Source organism: Allgaiera indica, assembly GCF_900106675.1.
GTDB classification, from domain to species: Bacteria; Pseudomonadota; Alphaproteobacteria; order Rhodobacterales; family Rhodobacteraceae; genus Acidimangrovimonas; species Acidimangrovimonas indica.
The window spans coordinates 61723-82254 of record NZ_FNOB01000016.1 but is presented as its reverse complement, the minus strand read 5'-3'; the positions used below and the strand labels follow the sequence as shown (position 1 = coordinate 82254).

Here is a 20532-nt window from a genome sequence, read left to right as displayed (position 1 = left end):
ATGCCGCAGATCGTTCATTCCTGGCCGCTGCTGGCGGCTGTGGCGCTGGTGGCCTATCTGCTGGGCTCGATCCCCTTCGGCATCGTCATGGCGCGGCTGTTCGGTCTGGGCGATCTGCGCAAGATCGGATCGGGCAACATCGGGGCCACCAACGTGCTGCGCACCGGCAACAAGCCGGCGGCGCTGCTGACCGTGATCCTGGACGCTGGCAAGGGCGCGATCGCGGTGGCCCTGGCGGCGGCGCTGATCGGCGGGCGCGACGTGATGCAGGTGGCGGGGCTTTTCGCCTTCTTGGGGCACCTTTTCCCGGTCTATCTGCGCTTCAGGGGCGGCAAGGGCATCGCCACCTTCCTGGGCACGATGCTGGCGCTGTCCTTTCCGCTGGGGCTGGCAGCCTGCGCGACCTGGGTCGTGGTGGCGGCCTTGCTGCGCTATTCCTCGGTCGCGGGGCTGATGTCGGCGGCCTTCAGCGTGATCTGGGCGATCTTGCTGCACCGGCCCGACATGGTGGGGCTGATCTTCGTCCTTACCGTGCTGGTCTATATCCGCCACATCCCCAATATCGTGCGGCTGAAGGCGGGAACCGAGACCAAGATCGGGCAGAAGAAGAAGGACTGAAGGGGCCAAGCAGGGCGAGCGCCTGCCCACGGGGCGGCGCAACCCGGCACAGGGGTGCCGCCATCCATGGCTGCAAGCTGCGGCCTGCGCAGCCGCCGAGATCGCTTGCCTCGAAGCGCCAGCCCGATCGCACCGGCGGCACGCTTCCAGCGTGACACGGGCAGGCGCTCGCCCTGCGCCTGGCTGGCGCGCACCGGGCGATAGCCGACCTCTGCGCCGCCGCCGCCCTTCCCCTTCCCCGCGCTTTGCGCTAAGCCCCGGGCGACGATTTTCCGAAGGGCCCATGCGATGAAATTCACCCTGTCCTGGCTGAAGGATCACCTCGAGACAGAGGCCACGCTCGACGATATCCTCTATGCGCTCACCGATCTCGGGCTTGAGGTCGAGGAGGTCGCGAACCCTGCCGACAGCCTGGGCGCCTTCCGCATCTGCCGGGTGATCGAGGCGGTGCAGCACCCCAACGCCGATCGTCTGCGCCTGTGCCGGGTGGAAACCTGGCCCGATGGGCCGGGCAGCGCCTCGCAAGAGGTGCAGGTGGTCTGCGGCGCGCCCAACGCCCGCACCGGGCTGGTGGGCGTGTTCGCGCCGGTGGGCACCCATGTGCCGGGCACCGGCGTCGATCTGAAACCGGGCGTGATCCGGGGCGTGGAATCGAACGGGATGCTGTGTTCGGAACGCGAACTGATGATCTCGGACGACCACGACGGCATCATCGACTTGCCCGAGGACGCGCCGCTGGGCGCGCGTTTCATAGATTACCGGGGCCTCAATGACCCGATGATCTACATTAAGATCACCCCCAACCGCCCCGACGCGCTGGGCGTGCGCGGCATCGCCCGCGATCTGGCCGCACGCGGCCTGGGCACGCTGAAGCCGCTGCAGATCGCCCCCGTGAAGGGCGGCTTTGCCAGCCCCGTCGGCGTGACCATCGACCCGGCGCTGAAGGAGAACGGCTGCCCGCTGTTCGCGGGCCGGGTGATCCGGGGGGTGAAGAACGGCCCCTCGCCCGACTGGCTGCAGGCGCGGCTGCGCGCGATCGGGCTGCGGCCGATCTCGGCACTGGTCGATATCACCAATTTCTTCACCTACGACCTGAACCGCCCGCTGCATGTCTTCGACATGGCCAAGGTGAAGGGCGGCACGCTGCGCATCCATCCGGCGCAGGGCGGGGAGGAGATCCTGGCGCTTGACGGCAAGACCTATGCGCTGCAGCCGGGCATGATGGTGATTTCCGACGCCGAGCAGGCGGAAAGCATCGCCGGCATCATGGGGGGCGAACATTCGGGCTGCACCGAGGAAACCACCGACGTTTTTCTGGAAAGCGCCTATTGGGACCCGATCACCATCGCCACTACCGGCCGCGCGCTGAAGATCAATTCCGACGCCCGCTACCGGTTCGAGCGCGGCGTTGACCCCGAATTCACCCTGCCGGGGCTGGAGCTGGCGACGCAGATGGTGCTGGACCTGTGCGGTGGCGAGGCGTCCGAGGTGGTGATGGACGGCGCCGTGCCCGACACCAAGCGCGCCTACCGGCTGGATACCGACCGGGTGCAGTCGCTCGTCGGGATGGAGATCGCCCCCGAGACCCAGCGCGCGACGCTTGCGGCCCTGGGCTTCACGCTGGATGGCGACATGGCGGTGCCGCCGTCCTGGCGCCCCGATGTGCTGGGCTCGGCCGATCTGGTCGAAGAGGTGGCGCGCATCGCCTCGCTGACCAGGCTGGAAGGCAAGCCGATGGCGCGCACGCAGGCCGGCGTGCCGGCGCCGATCCTGACGCCGCTGCAGGTGCGCGAAACGGCGGCGCGGCGCACGCTGGCGGCGCTGGGCTACAACGAATGCGTCACCTACAGCTTCATCGACCAAGGGGCCGCCGCGCTGTTCGGCGGCGGGCAAGAGGGGCTGCGCGTCGAAAACCCGATCTCTTCCGAGATGACCCATATGCGCCCCGACCTGCTGCCCGGCCTTCTTCAGGCCGCGGCCCGCAATCAGGCGCGGGGCTTCATGGATCTGGCGCTTTGCGAGGTCGGCCCCGCCTTCACCGGCGGCGAGCCGGGCGAGCAGGTGCTGCACGCCACCGGCCTGCTGGTCGGCGCGGCGGCACCGCGCGATCCCTATGGGTCGCGCCGCCCGGTGGATCTGTACGACGCCAAGGCAGATGCCGAGGCCGTGCTGGCCGCCCTTGGCGCGCCGGCCCGCGTGCAGATCAACCGCAAGGTCGCGGGCTGGTGGCATCCGGGCCGGTCGGGCAACATGGCACTGGGGCCGAATGCGCTGGCGAGCTTCGGCGAACTGCACCCCAGGGTTCTGGCCGAGCTGGGCGTGAAGGGCCCGGCGGTGGCCTTCACCGTCATGATCGAGAACGTCCCCCAACCCAAGGCCAAGGGCACCACGCGCCCGGCGCTGGAACTATCGGCGTTGCAGGTGGTCGAGCGCGATTTCGCCTTCGTCGTTGATGCCGGCGTCGAGGCGTTGACGCTGGTGAACGCGGCCCAGGGTGCCGACAAGGCGCTGATCGAACGGGTCTCGGTCTTCGACAGCTTCTCGGGCGGGAAGGCCGAGGCGCAGATGGGCGCGGGCAAGAAATCCATCGCCATCAGCGTGCGGTTGCAGCCGAAGGACAAGACCCTGACCGAGGAAGAGATCGAGGCCGTCAGCGCCCGGATCGTCGAGAAGGTCGGCAAGGCGACCGGGGGCGTGCTGCGCGGCTAGGACCCGCCGGTCCCCGCATGGGCCCGCCCGGGCCTCTCCCGCCGCGTCCCGTCGCGTCACGCTTGCGCGGCGCCGCGCTTCGCCTAGTCTGATCCGCAGCGGTCGGCGGACCCGGGGGAGGGGGGCGCATGGATCATGATTATCTCATCCTTGGCGGCGGATCGGCCGGGGCGGTGCTGGCGGCGCGGCTGAGCGAGGATCCCTCGGTCTCGGTCTGCCTGGTCGAGGCCGGGGGAGGCGGAAATGGCGTGATGGTCCGGGCGCCGGCGCTGACCGCGGCGATGATCTCGGGCCGGCCGAAGATCAGCAACTGGGCCTTTCAGACCACGCCCCAGAACGGGCTGAACGGGCGGCGCGGGTTCCAGCCGCGCGGCCGGGGCCTGGGCGGGTCTTCCGCGATCAACGCGATGCTCTATGTGCGCGGCCATCCGTCGGATTACGACGATTGGGCCGAGGCCGGCGCCGAGGGCTGGGATTGGCAAAGCTGCCTGCCCTTCTTCCGGCTGGCCGAGCGCAACCAGCGCGGCGCCGATGCGCTGCACGGCGACGCGGGGCCCTTGCAGGTGGGCGAGCAGTCCGAGCCGCGCGGCGTGGCACGCGCCTTCGTCGAGGCCTGCGAAAGCCTGCAGATCCCGCGCAATCCCGATTTCAACGGGCCACAGCAAGAGGGCGCGGGCCTCTATCAGGTGACGCAGTTCTTCGACGGGCCGCGCAAGGGCGAGCGCTGCTCGGCCGCCGCCGCCTATCTGCAGCCGCATCTGGGCAGGCGCGCGAACCTGACTGTGCTGACCGGAAGCCGGGTCGAGAAGGTGCTGATCGAGGCCGGCCGCGCCACCGGCGCCTTGATCCGCCGCGCGGGCATGCGGGTGCGGCTGGCCGCGCGGCGCGAGGTGATCGTCAGCGGCGGTGCCTTCGGCTCTCCGCAGATCCTGATGCTGTCGGGCATCGGCCCCGAGGAAGAACTGCGCGCCCACGGCATCGAGGTTCTGCGCGATCTGCCCGGCGTCGGACGCAATCTTCAGGATCATGTGGATTACATCCTCAGCCACAAGACGCCGTCGACCGATGTGGTCGGGTTGAACCCTGCCGGCCTGCTGCGGCTGGCCAAGGCGGGCCTGCGCTGGCGCCGGCGGGGAGAGGGGCTGTTCTGCACCCCCTATGCCGAGGGCGGGGCCTTCCTGAAATCCAGCCCCGATCTGTCGCGCCCCGACCTGCAGATCCATTTCGTCGTCGGCATCGTCGACGAGCATATGCGCAAGCTGCATCTGGCGAACGGCTATTCCGCCCATATCTGCGTGCTGCGCCCCAAAAGCCGGGGCCGGGTGACGCTGCGCGACGCCAACCCCGCCTCGGCCCCGGAGATCGACCCGAACTTCTTCGCTGATCCGCGCGACATGGCGGCGATGATGGAGGGCGCGAAACTTCTGGACCGGATCCTGATGGCCGCGCCCTTCGACGCCTATCGCGGCGCCAGGCTTTACCCGCATGACGGATCCCAGGCGGCGATCGAGGCCGACATCCGCAACCGCGCCGACACCGTCTATCACCCGGCCTGCACCTGCCGCATGGGCGTCGATGACATGGCCGTGGTCGACCCCGAACTACGGGTGCGCGGGGTCGAGGGGCTTCGGGTGGTCGATGCCTCGGTGATGCCCAGCCTGGTCGGCGGCAATACCAACGCGTCCACCATCATGATCGCCGAACGCGCCGCCCGCTTCATCCGCGAGGCGGCGGCCTAGGTCTCAGGGACGCGGCGGGGTGTTCAGGCCGGTCTGCACCGCCGGACGCGCAAGGAAACGGTCCAGATAGGTGGGAACGTTCTGCAGCTGGTCCCAACCGACCAGATCGCCTGCCTGATAGAAATCCCGCAGCCCGCGCAGCCACGGCCCCAGCGCGATGTCGGCGATCGAATAGTCGCCGGCCAGCCAGTCACGCCCTGCAAGGTGGCCGTCGAGCACCCGCAACAGCCGACTGCATTCGGACACATAGCGCGCCTTGGGGCGCGGATCCTCGATCTCCTTGCCGGCGAAGGTGTGGAAGAAGCCAAGTTGCCCGAACATCGGCCCGACGCCGCCCATCTGGAACATCAGCCATTGAAGCACCTCATAGCGCCGTGCCCCGGCCGGCAGGAACTTTCCTGTCTTCTCTGCAAGATAAATCAGAATTGCACCGCTTTCGAACAGCGCCATCGGCACCCCGTCCGGCCCGTTCGGGTCCAAGATCGCGGGGATCTTGTTGTTGGGGTTAAGCGACAGGAATTCCGCGCTCGTCTGGTCGTTGCTTGCAAAATTCACCAGATGCGCCTCGAAGGGCAGCGCGCATTCCTCGAGCATGATCGAGGCCTTCACCCCGTTCGGCGTCGGGAAGGAATAGAGCTGGATGATATCCGGCCGGGTCGCGGGCCAGCGTCCGGTGATCGGGAAGGCCGAAAGATCTGTCATCGTAAGCTCCTGAGGTCAGTGGGGTTTCTCTTCATGTCATAGAAGATTCGGCGGCGCCATTTCGCAAAACATGTTAGAAGATGTGCAGGGGCGAACAATGACAAGCAGCGCCCCGCGCTTCGGACGGGACAAGGAAAAGGCGATGCTCAAGGAATTTCGCGATTTCATTGCCAAGGGCAATGTCATGGACATGGCCGTTGGCATCATTGTCGGTGCCGCTTTCACGGCGATCGTGGGTTCGCTGGTCAAGGATCTGATCAACCCGATCATCGGGCTGTTCACCGGGGGGGTCGATTTCACCAACAATTACCTGGTGCTTTCGGGCAAGGTCCCCGCCGGCGCCAGCCTGGAGGAGGCACGCAAGGCCGGCGCTTCGGTGTTTGCCTATGGCAGCTTCCTGATGGCGGTGATCAATTTCCTGATTATCGCCTGGGTGGTCTTCATGTTGGTGAAGATGGTCAACAGGGTGAAGGACGCCGCGATGAAGAAGGGCGAGCCGGTGCCCGCGGCGCCCAAGGGCCCGACCGAGCTGGAGGTGCTGCTGGAAATCCGCGATGCGTTGAAAAGCGGCGCGCCCTGATCACCGGTCGGCTCGGGGGCCTACCACAGCGTCTTGGCGGCACGTCCGGGCCAGTCCGCATCATAGGTCGCGCCGTCGAAGCTGCCGCCGCTTTGCTCGTGCAGGATGTCGCCCGGGCTGGGCAGGCCTTCCGGCGCTGCCCCGGCAGACCAGAGGCCCGAGCGTTTCAGCGCCCGGGCGCATTGGAAATAGATCTCGGTCAGGGTGATCACGATCACCGTGCCGGGCTGTCTTCCCTGCCTGTCGAACCGTGCCCGCAATCCGGCGTCCGCGGTGACCCGGGCCATGCCGTTGACGCGGACGACAGTGTCGGAGCGAGGCACCAGAAAGGTCAACGAGACGCGTGGATCGCGTACGATGTTGCGCAGGCTGTCGAGCCGCTGGTTGCCGCGCCAGTCGGGCAGGGCCAGCGTGGCCTCGTCAAGCGGGCGCACCACCGGCCCGTCGTCGCCGCGCGGGCTGCAATCGGTGCCCTCCGGCCCGACCGTCGAGAGCAGGCAGAACCGCGAATGACCGATCCAGGCGCGATAGGCCGGGGTCAGGCGGTGCGCCACCTTGATCTTCGCGGCCTCGGCCGGCGTGCCATAGAGCGTCTCCAGCGCCTCTGTGCTGTCGATGAAATCCATCTAGGCCCGTCCCTTCGTGGCCCGCCCCTTCGCGGACGGTCCCTTGGCGGCTCGGGCCGCGGCGGCGTCAAAGCCGGCCTCCAGCATCAGGCGATCCGACTGGGCCTCTACCATGCTTTCCAGCTCTCGCATGAATTGCGGCACCGGCTTGCCGGCGCGGATGCGGGGCAGGAATTCGACCACCGCAAGGCCCGGCTTGCGCAGGATGCCGTGGCGCGGCCAGAAGACGCCCACATTGGTCGCGGCGGGCACGCAATCCTGGCCCAGCTGATCGTAAAGCAGGCCGGTGCCGATCTTGTAGCCCAGGCGGGCATCGGGGGCGACCCGGGTGCCCTGGGGGTAGATGATCAGCTGCCCCGGTTGGGTGGTGCCCTTGCGCACGCCGTCCATCATCGCCTTGATCGCCTGGCCGCGCTTGCCGCGATCGACCGGCACGCAGCCGATCTTGAGCGCATACCAGCCCAGGATCGGCGCCCATTTCAATTCCTTCTTCATGATGAACTTCGGCCGCGGCAGGACCGAGACCAGCAGAATGATGTCGAAGAAGGACTGGTGCTTGGAGGCGATGATCACCTCGTCCGAGGGGACATCTCCGCGTACTTCCGATTTCAGCCCGACCAGGAAGCGGGCGCTGATGCGGACCCAGCGGCAATAGGTGCGCACCGCCCAGAAGGCGGCGTCGCGCCGGACCAGTGTCAGGGGGGTGAAGAACAACGCCAGGATCGCCATGGCGGCGTACATCTGGATGATGAAGATCAGCGACAGGATCCATTGCAGCGCGTGGCGCATCAGCTTAGCCCTTTCAGCGTGCGGAAGGCCGCGAAGCGGGTCGCCGCGAAGGCGACCAGCGCCGTCAGCGGCGGGATCGCCAGCGGCCAGAGCCAGCGGATGCCCGCGAATCCCAGCCCGGTCAGAAAGCCGCCGTCGGGCTGCGCCGCCGGCATCAGCGCCACGGCCAGCATCCCCAGCCCGGTGCCCGCGACCGCGCCGCCCAGCGTGCGGGCGGTGAAACGGCGCACGAAGGCGCGGGCGATATAGCTGTCGCGCGCGCCCACCAGCCGCAGCACACGGATCACCTGGGCATTGGCCGCCAGCGCCGCATTCGCGGCCAGGGTGATCATCGCCGCCATCGCCCCGGCCAGTAGCAGGATGGAAATCAACCCCAGCAGCCGCAGCCGGTCCGCCGCCAGTGCCAGCGGCCGGCGCCAGCGGCTGTGATCGTCCAGCAACGCGCCGGGGGCCTCGGCCGCAAGGCGCTGGCGCAGGCCCTCGGCGTCGAAGCCCGCACCGGTTTCGCGGATGTCGATCAATTGCGGGATCGGCAGGTTGTCCAGCGACAGGCCCGGCCCGAACCACGGGGTCAGCAGCTTGCGTTCCTCTTCCCGTGTCAGGGCCCGGGCCGAGGCGACGCCGGGCGTCGTCTTCAGGATCCGCAGCACGGCCCTGGTCTGCGTCTCCATCTGCCCGGCCGGGGACGAGATGCGGATCGTGGCGCTGTTGGCCAGCGCAGAGGACCAGCGCTCGGCCAGCCGGCCGGAGGCCAGCGACAGCGCCAGCGCGAAGACCCCCAGAAACGCCATGGCGGCGGCGGTAAAACCCGTCAGCCGGGCGATGATGCCGGTTGGCGGAACCACCCGGTCGGCTTGCCGATCGCCGGCCATGGCGGCGGCGAAAGGGGGGAAGCGGGCCCAACTCACAGGTCGCTCCCGGCCAGCTGGAGGCGCCGGTTGCGGATCCGCAGCACCCGTGCGGGAACCTGCGACTTGGTGCTTCGGATCAGGTTCAGATCGTGCGTGGCGATCAGGATCGTCTTTCCCATCCGGTTGAGTTCGATCAGCAATTGCATCAGCCGCTGCGACATTTCCCAATCGACATTGCCGGTGGGCTCGTCCGCCAGGATCACGTCGGGCGACATGATCACCGCCCGCGCCAGGGCGGCACGCTGGCGCTCGCCGCCCGACAATTCGGGCGGTCGCTGCGCCGACAGCGGCTTCAGCCCGACCCAGGTCAGCAGATCGGCCAGATCAGCGGCGCTGGCCTCGCGCCCCGAGACGGTCAGCGGCAGGGCGACATTCTCGGCCAGCGGCAGATGATCGAGAAACTGGCAATCCTGATGCACCACCCCGATCCGCCGCCGCATCGCCGCCACGCCATCGCGGCTGAGGCTGCGGACATCGGCATCGAACACGTTCACCCGGCCCGCGGTGGCCAGCAACTCGCCGTAGCACAGCTTGATCAGCGTGGTCTTGCCCGACCCGGAGGGCCCGGTGAGGAAATGGAACGAACCCGGCGCCAGGGTCAGCGAAACCTCCGACAGAAGCTCTCCCCCGCCGTAGCTGTAGGCCACTTTCTGGAAGTCGATCACCCGGCTTTCCCGCCCTGTTGTCTGCACGCCTTCGAATCCTTGCCCGAACATCGCCCAGCCGCAGAGCGGTTTCAATCACCGGACCGGATGCAAATGCGGTGTAGGGTCACAAATACTTGGAGAAACCTTATCCTCTTGCTACAAGATAAAGAAGCGGTATGGGGCGCAAGCTCTGTCAGACCTGGTAAACGAGGGCAGGTGAAATGCGTCTGACGTGTCCAAATTGCGACGCGCAATATGAGGTCGATGACAACGCAATTCCCGAAACCGGGCGCGACGTCCAGTGTTCCAATTGCGGCCACGCCTGGTTCCAGCTTCCCGCCGAGCTTGAAGACGACCTGCCGCCAGAGGATCGGGTCGCGCGCCATGCGCCTCAGGTCGACGAGGCCGCCGCCGATGGTCCCGCCCCGACAGCGCGGCCAGGGCCCGAAGGCGCGCATGATGCGGACCCGCTTGGCGGCCCGGACGGGGGCCCAGAAGGGGGCCCAGAAGGGGGCGAGGACGGGGACCAGGCCCAAGATCCGGCCAGTGCGCCTATGCCGACGACGGCGGGGCCGCGGCGCTCGCTCGACGACGGTCTCAAGCGCCTGCTACGCGAAGAGGCCGATCGCGAGAGAACCGCCCGCAAGGCCGAGGCCGGAGGCATCGAGACGCAGCCGGAATTGGGACTTGACGCGGCGGAGGCCGGGGCGGAACCGCTGCACCAAGACGCGGGCGCCGGGCCGGATGCGGATGTCCCAGCCCCCGACACGGCGGCCGAGGCCGAAGCGCCCGCACTTGCCGGTGGGGCGCGCCGCGATCTGCTGCCCGACATAGAAGAGATCAACTCGACCCTGCGCGCCAATTCCGAACGCGGCCCGGAGGAGCCGGGCGCCAGCGCCGATGTCGAAACCCCGGCCGAGCGCAAGCGCGGTTTCCGGCTCGGGTTCAGCGTGGTCCTGCTGGTCGCGGTGGTGCTGGCGCTGCTTTACCTTTACGCGCCGATGATCGCGCGGCAGGTGCCCGCGGCGGCCGGCCCGCTGAAAAGCTACGTCCAGACGGTCGACGAGGGCAGGATCCGGTTGAATGACATGATGCAAAACGCGACCCGCGCCCTGACCGGCGGCACGTCGGGCAATGGCGGCTGAGCCGGACCAATAGGCCCACCAAAAGGCCCCCGGTGCGGCTGCATTTGCGATTTTCGGGGCTGCGGGGTGGCTTGTGGGACCTTCACGCCAGCGCGGCGGTCGCCTGCGGCTGGGGGTCAGTAGTGCTCTATAGGCGGTAAACGGCGTGGGCCACCCACTCGGGTTCAGCTTGAGGGCTGAAGTTGCGGGGCAGGAGATCGTCGATTTGGCCTTGCGGATGGCCGGCGGCGATAGCCTCGAGGGTGGTCCTGAGATAAGCGCAGGGCTCGACGCCGTTGATCTTTGCGGTCTCGATGAGCGATGCGATGCGGCCCCAGGCGCGCCCGCCTTCATCATGTCCGGCGAACAATGCGTTCTTCCTGTTCAGAGCGATGGGCCGGATCAGGTTCTCGACGCGGTTGGAGTCGATAGCGACCCGACCATCGTGCAGGCAAGTCTGCAGCCCGTCCCAGTGACGGTGGATGTAGGCAAGCTTCTCGCCGAGGCGCGACTTGGCGGAGATGCGCAGGCGCTGTCGTTGCAGCCATTCCCCGAAGGGTGCGACAAGGGGCGCGGTGCGCGCCCGGCGGGCCGAGAGCCGCTGTCCCGGCGCCGCGCCGCGAATATCGGCCTCGACATTGTAGAACGCGGCGATCCGGCGTAGCCCCTCGGCGGCGATCTCAGAGCCGTCGCGGTCGAACACTTCCTTCAGCTTGCGCCGCGCGTGGGCCCAGCAATGCGTCCCGCGGACCGGATCGCCGCCCTTGCGGGAGGGACGCGTCAGGCGGTTGTAGCCCTGGTAGCCGTCAAGCTGCAGGTGTTCTTGAACCAATGGCGTCCAATGGTTCGCCCTGGGTCACGCCATCAGTGCAGGCGCGACAGGCATACTTGGGTCGAACCGTGACGATCACCCGCAGCGGGGTGGGCACGATGTCCAGCCGCTTGGTGCGATCGTCACGCCGCAGGCGTGCCTGCGGCACGCCGCAGGCGTGCCTGCGGCACGACGCCGAGCTTGTGCAGTCGCCATTGTTGCGCCATTGGTCCGAGCGACAATGGCGACGCCGCGGCCGCAGGGGCACAACAGGCTGTCCGGCTCGATGACACGCTCGATGCGCGGCAGATCCTTGGGCAGGTTGCCCCGATTGCGCCGGGATGCACGCCGGGGCCGGCTCTCGGACGGTGCCGGCGTCTCCTGCTTCTCCTCGGCTTCGGCGACCGCGATCTCGAGATCCTCGAAAGCCAGTTGCCGGCCGTCTTCGCTGAGTTTCTCCGACCGCTTGCCGTGAACCGCATGGTTGAGTTCGGCGACCAAGTGCTCGAGGCGCTTGTTGGCCTCCTTCAGCGCGTCCCGCTCGCGGAGCACCGCGGCGACAGCTTCGCGCTGCGCCTCGGGGGTGGCTGACAGGTCGATGGCGGCGGCGGGCATGGCGGAAGCATAGCCCGAAACGGCGTCAGAGGTGCGCCGTTTCCTCCGGCCTGATTCATTCTGCCGCAGCCGGACGCCGGGTCTCCAGCGCCTTCACCTTGCACCAGTCGAGGCCGGCAAACAGGGCCTCGAACTGCGCCCGGCTCAACGTCATCACGCCGTCCCGAACCGCCGGCCAGGTGAAGGTGGTCTCCTCCAGCCGCTTGTAGGCCATCACCAACCCGCTCCCGTCCCGGAACAGGATCTTGAGCCTGTCAGCACGCTTGGCCCGGAATAAAAACACGGTGCCGGTGAACGGGTCTTCCTTCAGGACCGATGCGACCTGCGCGGCGAGGCCGTCATGGCCCTTGCGGAAGTTGACCGGCTGCGTCGCCACCAGGATACGGACGGTGTGGGACGGCATCATCACGAGGGCGCCCCGAGCGCATGCACGATCGCGGCAATCCGCACCGCCGGGGTCTCGGCGGCGAGCGCGATCGTCACGTCACCGAAGACGAGGCGCAGCTTGTCATCTGAGGGCTCGGGCGCCCGCGGTGGCTCCGGGTCACACAAAACTAGCGGCGCGAAGGTTGCCGGTTCGTCCGCCATCTCGGTGGCGGGCAGGACCAGCCTCCCTTGCTTGGCCAGGCATCGCTACGCCGACAACTGGTTCGGTTTCACCCCGTAACGCGCCGCCACCGCGTTGACCGTCACGCCCGGTTCCAGCGTCTCCGCGACGGCCCGCGCCTTCACGGCCTCAGGCCGCCGACGATACCCGCTCTCGAAAATCTCCACGCCAAGCGATCTGAGAAACGCAGTCTGAGCATCCATTGCGAAACGCACTCCCCATCATGAGGTGTGTATCACCTCGCAGCCCACGCCGGGGCCGGCAACGTGTCGCTCAGCCGCCGCTTACTATAGGCGCATCGGGACCGTGCGGAATTGCGGTGCCGTCCGGGGCGCGGGCCGAGGATATGCACAGATGACGCTTCGTGAAGCTTGCGATACAGGCCTGCGATACCCGGGTCGGCCAAGGCAGAGACCCGCGGCCCGACGGGGCCGGGCGAAGTGGCCAGGCAGTTGCGCGGCCGATCCCGCCCCCGGCCGCGTGTGCTATGGGTCGGGAAATCGCGGGCATGGCCCCGATCGGGCCGGCTGCTGGGCTTCAATAGGGTTCCAGCAGGCGTTTGAGGTAGTCGCGTTCTGCCTCGGGGCGGCTCATGTCGCCCGAGCGGCGGCGCAGTTCCTTCAGGATTTCTTCGGCACGGCGATAGATGCCCTCGCCCTGCAGCATGTCCTGGCTGGTGCCCAGCCGGCCGACCGAGCCGGCTTCGCGGCCCAGCGGATCGCGAGAGCCATCCTGAGCCGCCTGTCCCTGGCCACCGCGCTGGCCCTGGTCGGGCTGCTGGTTCTGCGCCATCGCGCGGCCCAGATCGCGCATGCCCTGGCGCAGCGCCTCCATCGCTTCGGCCTGCTTGTCCAGCGCGCCCGACAGGTCACCTTCGCGCAGGGCCCGTTCGGCGCCTTCCATGGCGCGGCCGGCTCGGCCCAGTGCATCGCGGCCGGCCTTGCCCTGGGGGGTGCCTGCGCCCGGCAGGCCCTGTTCGGACTGGCGGCGCAATTCCTCGCGCAGGGTCTTCTGCCGCTGGGCCAGGGAGCGTCTTTCGCCGGCTCTGCCCTGTTCGTGCCCCTGCTGGGCGCCCCGAGTGTCGCCCGATCCCTGGCCTCCGCCCTGCTGGTCCTTGCCATTCTGGCCCGGTTGCTGCTTGCCCTGGCCCTGCCGTCCGCCCTGCCGCTGATCAGGCGTGCCCATGTCGCGGTTCTGCAGGTCCTGGAAGGCCTGATCCGACAGGCTTTGCTGCTTGCGCAGCGTCTCGGCAAGGTCCTGCATCGTGCCCTGGCCCGGCGACTGCATCCCGCCGGGGCCTTGGGTCACCCGCAGGTTCTGCATCATTTGCGACAGCTGATCGAGTAATTGCTGCGCCTCGGCCATGCGGCCCTCGTTCATCAACTGCTGCAGGCGGTTCAACATCTGCTGCAGTTGATCGCCGGTGATCCGCTGAGCGTTGTCATTCTCGGCGCTGCGCTTGTTGGGATCGTTCTTTTGCTGCTCGGCCAGGCGGCGGATGTAGTTGCGCATCGCCTCGTTGAGGTCGTCCATCAGCTTCTGCACCTCATCGGGGCTGGCACCGCGGCGGATCGCCTCGGACAGCCTGTCCTGGGCCTGGCGCAGCCGCGCCAACGCGTCCGACAGCTTGCCATCCTCAATCTTCACTGCGGCATCCCACAGGGCCTGGGCCACCTCGTCGCGCACTTTCGGGGTCAGGCCCTCGGCGACGCCGGCCTGCAGGCGGCGCATCGCGGTGCGGACCAGCAGATAGGCACCCTTGTTGTGGATGAAACCATCCGGGCGGTCGGTGATGGCGCGCAGGATCTCGACGGTGCGGGCGCCATTGGCGCGCGACCACAGCAGATCGCGCCGCATCTCGATCACCGCGGCGGCCAGCGGATCGAAGAAACGACGCCCCGGCAGATCCATCTTGCGCGGCGCCGAGGTGGTGACGTGGCCCGCCGCGTCCTCGACCGTCAGCGTCATCTCGACCGGCAGGTTCGCCCAAGGCGATTTGGCGAGGTTCTCGATCAGCGTCTGGGTGAAATGCTTGCGGCTGCCCGAGATCGGCATCGGCAAGGTCAGGGTGACCGGCTTGCGCGGCTCGGGCGCAACCTTCAGCCCATAGCGGCGGTCGACCGCGGCCAGATCGAGCGTGATGGTCGCATGGCCCCGGATCACGCCGTAATCGTCGCTGGCGCTGAAGGGCTGGCGCAACTCGCCGCCGGCGCGGCGCTCTGCGGTGCCGACGAAGGCGACCTGGGGCGCGGTGTCCGGGATCACGCGGATCGCCCAGTCGCGCCCGCCCGCCCCATTGATCGCCAGCCGTCCGCTGTGATCGACGCGCAGGCTCAGGCCTCCCTGCTTGTCGGGGGCGGATGTCTGGTCGTTAAGCGTCTGCTTCACCGTTACCGCGCCTGGGGTGCCGTAAAGACGCAGCGACAGCCGTGACCCCTGCGGAACGGCGAACTGGTCGCGGTCGATATCGTTGAGGTAGAGCGCGGGCTTGCCGGTATAGGCGGGCGGCTGGATCCAGCCTTCCCACGCGGGGCCGGCCGCCAGCGCGGCGCGCGTGCCGGGCGGGGCTTCGGGGACGATGCCGATCAGCCGGCCGGGCACGCCAAAGAGCATCGCGATGATGAAGGCGATCAGGGCGGCATGGCGCAGGCCGAACGGGTCGCGCGTGGCGATACGCAGATCGGGCGCCACCGCGCGGGCGGCGCGGGACCGCGCGGCCATGCGCCGCAGATGTGCCCGCCAGACCGCGGCCGAGGCGGCGTCACCCGTGCCGATCGCCTGGGCATCGGCCAGCGCCGCGAAGGGGCGCCCCGGCAGACGCGCGTCCAGCCGTTCGAGCGCCTCGGCCCGGCCTGGCCGTCGAAAGCCCCAGGCGCCCCAGACGGCAAATACCATCATCGCGGCGAGGGCAGCCAACAGCACCCACCGCAGCGCGGTGTCCGCAATCACCTGGCCCAGCCCCAGCGCCAGCGCCGCCGCCAAGGCCAGCGCGATCGTCCAGACCGGCCAGAAGGCGCGGGTGATCCGCTCGGCCCACAGGCCGGCAAGCGTCCAGCGCAGCGGCCAGCGCGCCTGGCGCAGCGCGGCTGCAAGGGCCGAGGTCCGGGTCTCTTGTCGCCTGGTGTCGCTCATACGCTCCTTCCGGCCGTGCGGGCGGAAGGCCCGGCTCTCACAGCCACTCGGGAATGGTATCGCGCGCGATCAGATCTTCATAGCTGGGTCGTTGCCGCACCAGCCCGAAATTGCCGTCCTTCACCAGAACTTCCGGTATCAGCGGCCTGGAATTGTATTCCGAGGCCATCACCGCGCCGTAGGCCCCGGCCGAGCGGAAGGCGACCAGGTCGCCCGCCGCGATCGGCGGCAGGTTGCGCTGCTTGGCGAAGGTGTCGCCCGATTCGCAGACCGGCCCCACCACGTCATAGGGGCGCGGCGCGACCCCCGGGGCGGGTTCGACGACGGGAACGATATCATGCCAGGCGCCGTACATCGCCGGGCGCACCAGATCGTTCATCGCCGCGTCGAGGATCACGAAATCGCGGCCCTCGCCGGATTTCACATAGATCACCTGCGCCACCAGCAGCCCGGCGTTGCCGGCGATCAGGCGGCCGGGCTCGATCTCGATCTCGCAGCTCAGGTGGCCCAGCTTTTCCTTCACCAGCGCGCCGTATTCCACCGGCAGCGGCGGCGCGGTGTTGGAACGCTCATAAGGAATGCCCAGACCTCCGCCCAGATCCAGACGGCGGATGTCGTGCCCGTCGGCGCGTAGGGCGCGGGTCAGTTCGGCCACCTTGTCGAAGGCCTGGCCGTAGGGTTCGAGATCGGTCAACTGGCTGCCGATATGCACGTCGATCCCCACGACCCGAAGGCCGGGCAGGGCGGCGGCGCGGGCATAGACCTCGCGCGCGCGAGAGATCGGGATGCCGAACTTGTTTTCCGATTTGCCGGTGGCGATCTTCTCATGCGTCCTAGCGTCGACATCGGGGTTCACCCGCACGGTGACCGGCGCCACCGTGCCCAGCGACAGCGCGACCTCGTTCAGCGCCTCCATCTCGGGTTCGCTTTCCAGGTTGAACTGCCGGATCCCGCCCGTCAGCGCCGCGCGCATTTCCGCGCGCGTCTTGCCGACGCCGGAGAAGACGATCTTGTCGCCCGGGAAACCGGCGGCCAGGGCGCGCGCATATTCCCCGCCGGAAACCACATCGGCCCCGGCGCCCAGCCGCGCCATCAGCGTCAGCACCGCCTGGTTGGAATTGGCCTTCATCGCGTAGCAGACCAGATGATCGGTGCCGGCAAGGGCCTCGTCGAACAGCCGGAAATGGCGGGTCAGCGTGGCCGTCGAATAGCAATAGAACGGCGTGCCGACGGCTGCGGCAACCTCGGTCAGGGGGACGTCCTCGGCATGGAGGATCCCGTCGCGATACAGAAAATGATCCATCCTGCGCTGGTAGCAGAAACCCTTGGCGTTTCAAGCCCCGTCGGGCGCTCAGGTCACCGGCCGGCTGCGCAGGAACAGATACAGCGGCAGTCCGCAGGACAGCCCGATCAGAAGGGTCGCGGGAATCGCGAGCAGCGCGATCCAGTTCTGACGCACGAGGGTCTCGGCCAGGACCCAGACCGTCAGCGCGACCGCCGCGATGGCCAGATCCCACATCAGCCCGGTGGTCGCGGCGTTCGCCTGCCAGGCGGCGAACAGGCCCGGCAGGTTCGGCCCATGCGCCCCGAACCAGGCCAGCAAATGACGCATCGGCTGCACCGCGCCCCAGATCGCCAACGCCAGATAGGTGATCCGCAGCGCCGACATCAGAAACGTTTCACGACGCCGACATAGGCCTCGCCCGAGACGGTCACCTTGGTGCCGTCCTTCTCATAGGTGACGTGCGAGGCGGCGGGCTTGGGGCCGGGCGGCGGTGTCGGCGCGCCATCCGCGCCGCAGCCCGCGACCAGGCCGGCCAGCGACAGCGTGATGACGGCGCGAAGGATCATCCAAGCTTCTCCTTCCAACGGCCGAGCTGGGCGCGCACCTGATCGGGCGCCGTGCCCCCGTAGGAGGTGCGGCTGGCCACGGAATTATGGACCCCCAGCACCGAATAGATGTCCTGAGTAATCCCCGGATGGCCGCTTTGCAATTCCGCCAGCGTCAAGTCGGCGAGATCGCAGCCCTTCTTTTCGGCCAGCGCGACGAGGGCGCCGGTGACGTGGTGGGCCTCGCGGAAGGGCAGGTTCAGGCTGCGCACCAGCCAGTCGGCCAGGTCCGTCGCGGTGGCGAAACCGGCGCCGGCGGCGGCTTCCAGTATGTCGCGGTTCGCGGTCATGTCACGCACCATGCCGGTCATCGCGGCCAGCCCCAGCATCAGGTTGTCGGCGGCGTCGAAGACCTGTTCCTTGTCTTCCTGCATGTCCTTGGAATAGGCCAGCGGCAGCCCCTTCATCACGGTAAACAGCGCCACATTGGCGCCCAGGATGCGGCCCAGCTTGGCGCGCAGCAATTCGGCGGCGTCGGGGTTGCGCTTCTGCGGCATGATCGAGGATCCGGTCGAGAACCCATCCGACAGCCGCACGAAACGGAACTGCGCCGAGGACCAGATCACCAGTTCTTCCGCGAAGCGCGACAGATGCATGGCGCAGATCGAGGCCGCCGACAAGAATTCCAGCGCGAAATCGCGGTCGGCCACGGCATCGAGGCTGTTCGCGGCGGGACGGTCGAAGCCCAGTGCATGGGCCGTGGCATGGCGGTCGATCGGAAAGGAGGTGCCGGCCAGCGCCGCCGCACCCAGGGGGCATTCGTTCATCCGCGCGCGGGCGTCGCGGAAGCGGCCGGCATCGCGGCCCAGCATCTCGACATATGCCATCATGTGATGGCCCCAGGTCACCGGCTGGGCGCTTTGCAGATGGGTGAAGCCCGGCATCACCCAATCCGCCCCGGCCTCGGCCTGCGCCAGAAAGGCCTTCTGCAACGCCTCGATGCCGGAAATCGCCGCGTCGATCTGATCGCGCACCCACAGTTTGAAATCGGTCGCCACCTGATCGTTGCGCGAGCGCGCGGTATGCAGCCGCCCGGCGGGTTCGCCGATCACCTCCTTGAGCCGCGCCTCCACGTTCATGTGGATGTCTTCCAGCGCCGCCGAGAACGGGAAGTCGCCGGCCTCGATCTCTGCCAGCACTTGCAGCAGGCCCGCGCCGATCGCCTCGGCGTCGGCGTGGGTCAGGATCCCCTGCGCGGCCAGCATTGCCGCATGGGCGCGCGAACCGGCGATGTCCTGGGCGTAAAGGCGCTTGTCATAGCCGATCGAGGCGTTGATCGCCTCCATGATCGCGTCGGGGCCTGCGGCGAACCGCCCGCCCCACATGGTATTTGCAGATTTCGTCTGATCGGTCATCTTCGGTTTGCCCGTCTGGCCCAGGGAGTGCGCATGAGAAAAGTCCGTAACGCCGTCCTATACGCGGCCCTCGCGCTTGGTGCAAACCTTGTGCCGGGGCAGGCGGCCTGGTCGGGGGCGCCAAACCTTGCGCAGGTTTCGGCGCTGCGCCAGGGCGACATGAGGAAGCTGGAATTCCACACCGCGCCCAGGCCGGTGCCCGATATCGCCTTTCAGGATGCCGCGGGCGCACCGCACCGGTTGTCGGATTATCGCGGCAGGTATCTGGTGGTGAACTTCTGGGCCACCTGGTGCGCGCCCTGCCGCAAGGAGATGCCCACCCTCGACCGGCTGCAGGCCCAGATGGGCGGCGCGAAGCTGCAGGTGCTGCCGATCGCCACCATTCGCAACCGCCTGCCGGCGATTCAACGCTTCTACAAGGAGGACGGGATCAAGAGATTGCCGATCCTCATCGACCCGAAGGCCGAGCTTGCGCGCCGCATGGGGGTCATGGGGCTTCCGGTAACGGTGATCGTGAATCCCGACGGGCAAGAGATCGCCCGCCTGATAGGCGAGGCCAACTGGTCCGGGCCCGACGCCCGCGCCGTGCTGGGCGCGCTGATCGGCCCAGGAGGGGACGATGCCGGGGACGATGCCGGGGATGGTGCGGCGGCCGGGGACGCGGATTAGGCGCTGTTCAGGCCTTGCGCGCGCGCCGCTGGGCCATCGTCACACCGCCCACGACCAGCGCCAGCGCGGCCATGTGATAGGGGTGCAGCGCCTCGCCCAGGATCGCCACCGAAAGAACGGCCCCGAAGACCGGCACGAAATTGACAAACAGCCCGGCCCGGTTCGATCCGATGATCGCGGTGCCGGCGGCAAAGAGCATCTGCGACAGCAGGCTGGGAAAGAGACCCACATAGACCACGATCGCCCAGCCGCGCGGATCGGGCCAGATCACCTGGCCGCGGGCGATCTCGTAGCCCGCGAAAGGCAGCGAAGCGATCAGCGCCGCGACCGAAAGCGTCGCCATGAAGCTGATCATGTGGATCTTCGGCATCCAGCGCAGCGACACGGTGTAGAGGCCGTAGCACAGGATCGCCAGCAGCATCAGCGCGTCGCCCCGGTTCAGGTGCAGGTGCATCAGCTGGCGCAGACTGCCCTGCGCCGCCACGGTCGCGACCCCGCCGAGGGTCAGGATGAACCCCAGCCATTGCGCACCGGTCACGCGGATGCGGAACAGGGCGAAATTGGCCAGGAAGATCACCAGCGGCATCCCCGCCTGGATGATGACGATATTGATCGCGGAAGTATAGCGCGCGGCGGTGTAGAACAGGATGTTGAACACGGTGAAACCGATCGCGCCCATCGTTGCCAGCATCGGCAGGTTTCGGCGAATCTCGGGCCAATCCCGCGCGACGCGCCGGTGCCCGATCGCGATGATCACGCCGGTGGCCACCACCCAGCGCAACGCAACTAGCAGGAACGGGCTGACATGGTCAACCGCAAGCTTGCCCGCGACCGCGTTGCCCGCCCACAAAAAGGCTGTGGTCGCGAGAAAGAGGTAGGCGCGCGCGATCATAAACTCCTCCCGACCGAAAGCCGCGCGACCCTAGCGGCACGGCACGGGATGGTAAATGGGCCATCGCCGGCTGCTTGGGCGGCAGGAAATTCGCCAGGTCTCTGGGCTGCTCGGGG

The 20532-nt window shown here is 68.1% G+C and carries 20 protein-coding genes and 1 pseudogene; 6 read left to right on the top strand and 15 right to left on the bottom strand.

The genetic code is table 11. The features are described 5' to 3' along the window. From plsY to BLV97_RS14575, 3 genes are all read left to right on the top strand, one after another. Window positions 1-618 (top strand): glycerol-3-phosphate 1-O-acyltransferase PlsY, encoded by a 618-nt coding sequence (plsY, locus tag BLV97_RS14585; RefSeq protein ID WP_051645802.1) that lies wholly within the window; start codon window positions 1-3, stop codon window positions 616-618. Window positions 619-906: 288 nt separating this feature from the next. Further along, complete coding sequence (gene pheT, locus BLV97_RS14580) at window positions 907-3327, top strand: phenylalanine--tRNA ligase subunit beta (RefSeq protein ID WP_035837725.1); 2421 nt, start codon at window positions 907-909, stop codon at window positions 3325-3327. Between the two features lie 128 nt (window positions 3328-3455). After that, window positions 3456-5066: a GMC family oxidoreductase gene (locus BLV97_RS14575; protein ID WP_092164126.1), complete on the top strand. Its 1611-nt coding sequence runs from the start codon at window positions 3456-3458 to the stop codon at window positions 5064-5066. 3 nt (window positions 5067-5069) lie between these two features. Here the strand turns inward: BLV97_RS14575 and BLV97_RS14570 are convergent, their stop codons facing one another. After that, window positions 5070-5768: a glutathione S-transferase family protein gene (locus tag BLV97_RS14570; protein WP_035837721.1), complete on the bottom strand. Its 699-nt coding sequence runs from the start codon at window positions 5766-5768 to the stop codon at window positions 5070-5072. Window positions 5769-5910: 142 nt separating this feature from the next. Between BLV97_RS14570 and mscL the strand changes: the two genes are divergently transcribed. Continuing rightward, on the top strand, window positions 5911-6348 hold the full coding sequence (gene mscL / locus BLV97_RS14565; protein WP_035837763.1) for a large conductance mechanosensitive channel protein MscL: 438 nt from the start codon (window positions 5911-5913) through the stop codon (window positions 6346-6348). A 20-nt stretch (window positions 6349-6368) separates the two neighbouring features. On the opposite strand, the gene BLV97_RS14560 is transcribed toward mscL, so the two are convergent. The 4 genes from BLV97_RS14560 to BLV97_RS14545 are packed head-to-tail and all read right to left on the bottom strand — an operon-like array spanning window position 6369 to window position 9339. Continuing rightward, window positions 6369-6974, bottom strand: a complete 606-nt coding sequence (locus tag BLV97_RS14560; RefSeq protein WP_035837719.1) for a pyridoxamine 5'-phosphate oxidase family protein — start codon at window positions 6972-6974, stop codon at window positions 6369-6371. Then, entirely contained in the window at window positions 6975-7763 is a 789-nt protein-coding gene (locus tag BLV97_RS14555) for a lysophospholipid acyltransferase family protein (RefSeq protein WP_035837717.1), read from the bottom strand. It lies immediately after the preceding gene. After that, window positions 7763-8635: a cell division protein FtsX gene (locus tag BLV97_RS14550; RefSeq protein WP_035837761.1), complete on the bottom strand. Its 873-nt coding sequence runs from the start codon at window positions 8633-8635 to the stop codon at window positions 7763-7765. The genes BLV97_RS14555 and BLV97_RS14550 overlap by 1 nt, the downstream gene beginning before the upstream one ends. Window positions 8636-8667: 32 nt before the next feature. Further along, window positions 8668-9339 carry a cell division ATP-binding protein FtsE gene (locus BLV97_RS14545; protein ID WP_035837759.1) on the bottom strand — a complete coding sequence of 224 codons (672 nt, stop codon included), beginning with the start codon at window positions 9337-9339 and terminating at the stop codon, window positions 8668-8670. A 203-nt stretch (window positions 9340-9542) separates the two neighbouring features. Between BLV97_RS14545 and BLV97_RS21440 the strand changes: the two genes are divergently transcribed. After that, on the top strand, window positions 9543-10466 hold the full coding sequence (locus tag BLV97_RS21440; RefSeq protein WP_035837715.1) for a zinc-ribbon domain-containing protein: 924 nt from the start codon (window positions 9543-9545) through the stop codon (window positions 10464-10466). 127 nt (window positions 10467-10593) lie between these two features. Here the strand turns inward: BLV97_RS21440 and tnpC are convergent. From tnpC to argH, 9 genes and pseudogenes are all read right to left on the bottom strand, one after another. Further along, window positions 10594-11760, bottom strand: a pseudogene (gene tnpC, locus BLV97_RS22000) (IS66 family transposase); the annotation flags it as partial. A gap of 166 nt (window positions 11761-11926) precedes the next feature. Further along, a complete protein-coding gene (gene tnpB, locus BLV97_RS14525) occupies window positions 11927-12277 on the bottom strand; it encodes an IS66 family insertion sequence element accessory protein TnpB (RefSeq protein WP_081824867.1) in 351 nt (116 codons plus the stop codon). Continuing rightward, entirely contained in the window at window positions 12277-12459 is a 183-nt protein-coding gene (locus BLV97_RS21625; RefSeq protein ID WP_092164125.1) for a hypothetical protein, read from the bottom strand. The genes tnpB and BLV97_RS21625 overlap by 1 nt, the downstream gene beginning before the upstream one ends. Window positions 12460-12504: 45 nt before the next feature. Continuing rightward, window positions 12505-12645, bottom strand: a complete 141-nt coding sequence (locus BLV97_RS21620; protein WP_244521034.1) for a transposase — start codon at window positions 12643-12645, stop codon at window positions 12505-12507. A gap of 370 nt (window positions 12646-13015) precedes the next feature. Continuing rightward, window positions 13016-15610: a TIGR02302 family protein gene (locus tag BLV97_RS14510; protein WP_051645801.1), complete on the bottom strand. Its 2595-nt coding sequence runs from the start codon at window positions 15608-15610 to the stop codon at window positions 13016-13018. Between the two features lie 37 nt (window positions 15611-15647). Next, the gene (gene lysA / locus BLV97_RS14505) at window positions 15648-16913 is read right to left on the bottom strand and encodes a diaminopimelate decarboxylase (RefSeq protein ID WP_035837709.1); all 1266 of its coding nucleotides are present in this window, start codon (window positions 16911-16913) and stop codon (window positions 15648-15650) included. Between the two features lie 48 nt (window positions 16914-16961). Beyond that, window positions 16962-17279 (bottom strand): DUF2834 domain-containing protein, encoded by a 318-nt coding sequence (locus BLV97_RS14500; RefSeq protein WP_035837707.1) that lies wholly within the window; start codon window positions 17277-17279, stop codon window positions 16962-16964. Further along, on the bottom strand, window positions 17279-17461 hold the full coding sequence (locus BLV97_RS14495) for a hypothetical protein (protein WP_035837705.1): 183 nt from the start codon (window positions 17459-17461) through the stop codon (window positions 17279-17281). Before BLV97_RS14495 ends, BLV97_RS14500 begins: the two co-directional genes overlap by 1 nt. Continuing rightward, complete coding sequence (argH, locus tag BLV97_RS14490; protein WP_035837703.1) at window positions 17458-18855, bottom strand: argininosuccinate lyase; 1398 nt, start codon at window positions 18853-18855, stop codon at window positions 17458-17460. Before argH ends, BLV97_RS14495 begins: the two co-directional genes overlap by 4 nt. Window positions 18856-18888: 33 nt before the next feature. On the opposite strand from argH, the gene BLV97_RS14485 reads away from it, so the two are divergent. Next, a complete protein-coding gene (locus BLV97_RS14485; RefSeq protein WP_051645800.1) occupies window positions 18889-19524 on the top strand; it encodes a TlpA family protein disulfide reductase in 636 nt (211 codons plus the stop codon). A gap of 7 nt (window positions 19525-19531) precedes the next feature. Here BLV97_RS14485 and BLV97_RS14480 read toward each other — a convergent pair whose 3' ends face one another. Next, on the bottom strand, window positions 19532-20416 hold the full coding sequence (locus BLV97_RS14480; RefSeq protein WP_035837701.1) for a DMT family transporter: 885 nt from the start codon (window positions 20414-20416) through the stop codon (window positions 19532-19534). Between the last annotated feature and the right edge of the window lie 116 nt (window positions 20417-20532).

What these genes read in the sequence shown, in the direction of transcription:
- plsY (WP_051645802.1), top strand. Translation starts at nt 1, where the DNA reads ATGCCGCAGATCGTTCATTCCTGGCCGCTGCTGGCGGCTGTGGCGCTG.
- pheT (WP_035837725.1), top strand. Translation starts at nt 907, where the DNA reads ATGAAATTCACCCTGTCCTGGCTGAAGGATCACCTCGAGACAGAGGCC.
- BLV97_RS14575 (WP_092164126.1), top strand. Translation starts at nt 3,456, where the DNA reads ATGGATCATGATTATCTCATCCTTGGCGGCGGATCGGCCGGGGCGGTG.
- BLV97_RS14570 (WP_035837721.1), bottom strand. Translation starts at nt 5,768, where the DNA reads ATGACAGATCTTTCGGCCTTCCCGATCACCGGACGCTGGCCCGCGACC.
- mscL (WP_035837763.1), top strand. Translation starts at nt 5,911, where the DNA reads ATGCTCAAGGAATTTCGCGATTTCATTGCCAAGGGCAATGTCATGGAC.
- BLV97_RS14560 (WP_035837719.1), bottom strand. Translation starts at nt 6,974, where the DNA reads ATGGATTTCATCGACAGCACAGAGGCGCTGGAGACGCTCTATGGCACG.
- BLV97_RS14555 (WP_035837717.1), bottom strand. Translation starts at nt 7,763, where the DNA reads ATGCGCCACGCGCTGCAATGGATCCTGTCGCTGATCTTCATCATCCAG.
- BLV97_RS14550 (WP_035837761.1), bottom strand. Translation starts at nt 8,635, where the DNA reads ATGGCCGGCGATCGGCAAGCCGACCGGGTGGTTCCGCCAACCGGCATC.
- BLV97_RS21440 (WP_035837715.1), top strand. Translation starts at nt 9,543, where the DNA reads ATGCGTCTGACGTGTCCAAATTGCGACGCGCAATATGAGGTCGATGAC.
- tnpB (WP_081824867.1), bottom strand. Translation starts at nt 12,277, where the DNA reads ATGATGCCGTCCCACACCGTCCGTATCCTGGTGGCGACGCAGCCGGTC.
- BLV97_RS21625 (WP_092164125.1), bottom strand. Translation starts at nt 12,459, where the DNA reads ATGGCGGACGAACCGGCAACCTTCGCGCCGCTAGTTTTGTGTGACCCG.
- BLV97_RS14510 (WP_051645801.1), bottom strand. Translation starts at nt 15,610, where the DNA reads ATGAGCGACACCAGGCGACAAGAGACCCGGACCTCGGCCCTTGCAGCC.
- lysA (WP_035837709.1), bottom strand. Translation starts at nt 16,913, where the DNA reads ATGGATCATTTTCTGTATCGCGACGGGATCCTCCATGCCGAGGACGTC.
- BLV97_RS14500 (WP_035837707.1), bottom strand. Translation starts at nt 17,279, where the DNA reads ATGTCGGCGCTGCGGATCACCTATCTGGCGTTGGCGATCTGGGGCGCG.
- BLV97_RS14495 (WP_035837705.1), bottom strand. Translation starts at nt 17,461, where the DNA reads ATGATCCTTCGCGCCGTCATCACGCTGTCGCTGGCCGGCCTGGTCGCG.
- argH (WP_035837703.1), bottom strand. Translation starts at nt 18,855, where the DNA reads ATGACCGATCAGACGAAATCTGCAAATACCATGTGGGGCGGGCGGTTC.
- BLV97_RS14485 (WP_051645800.1), top strand. Translation starts at nt 18,889, where the DNA reads ATGAGAAAAGTCCGTAACGCCGTCCTATACGCGGCCCTCGCGCTTGGT.
- BLV97_RS14480 (WP_035837701.1), bottom strand. Translation starts at nt 20,416, where the DNA reads ATGATCGCGCGCGCCTACCTCTTTCTCGCGACCACAGCCTTTTTGTGG.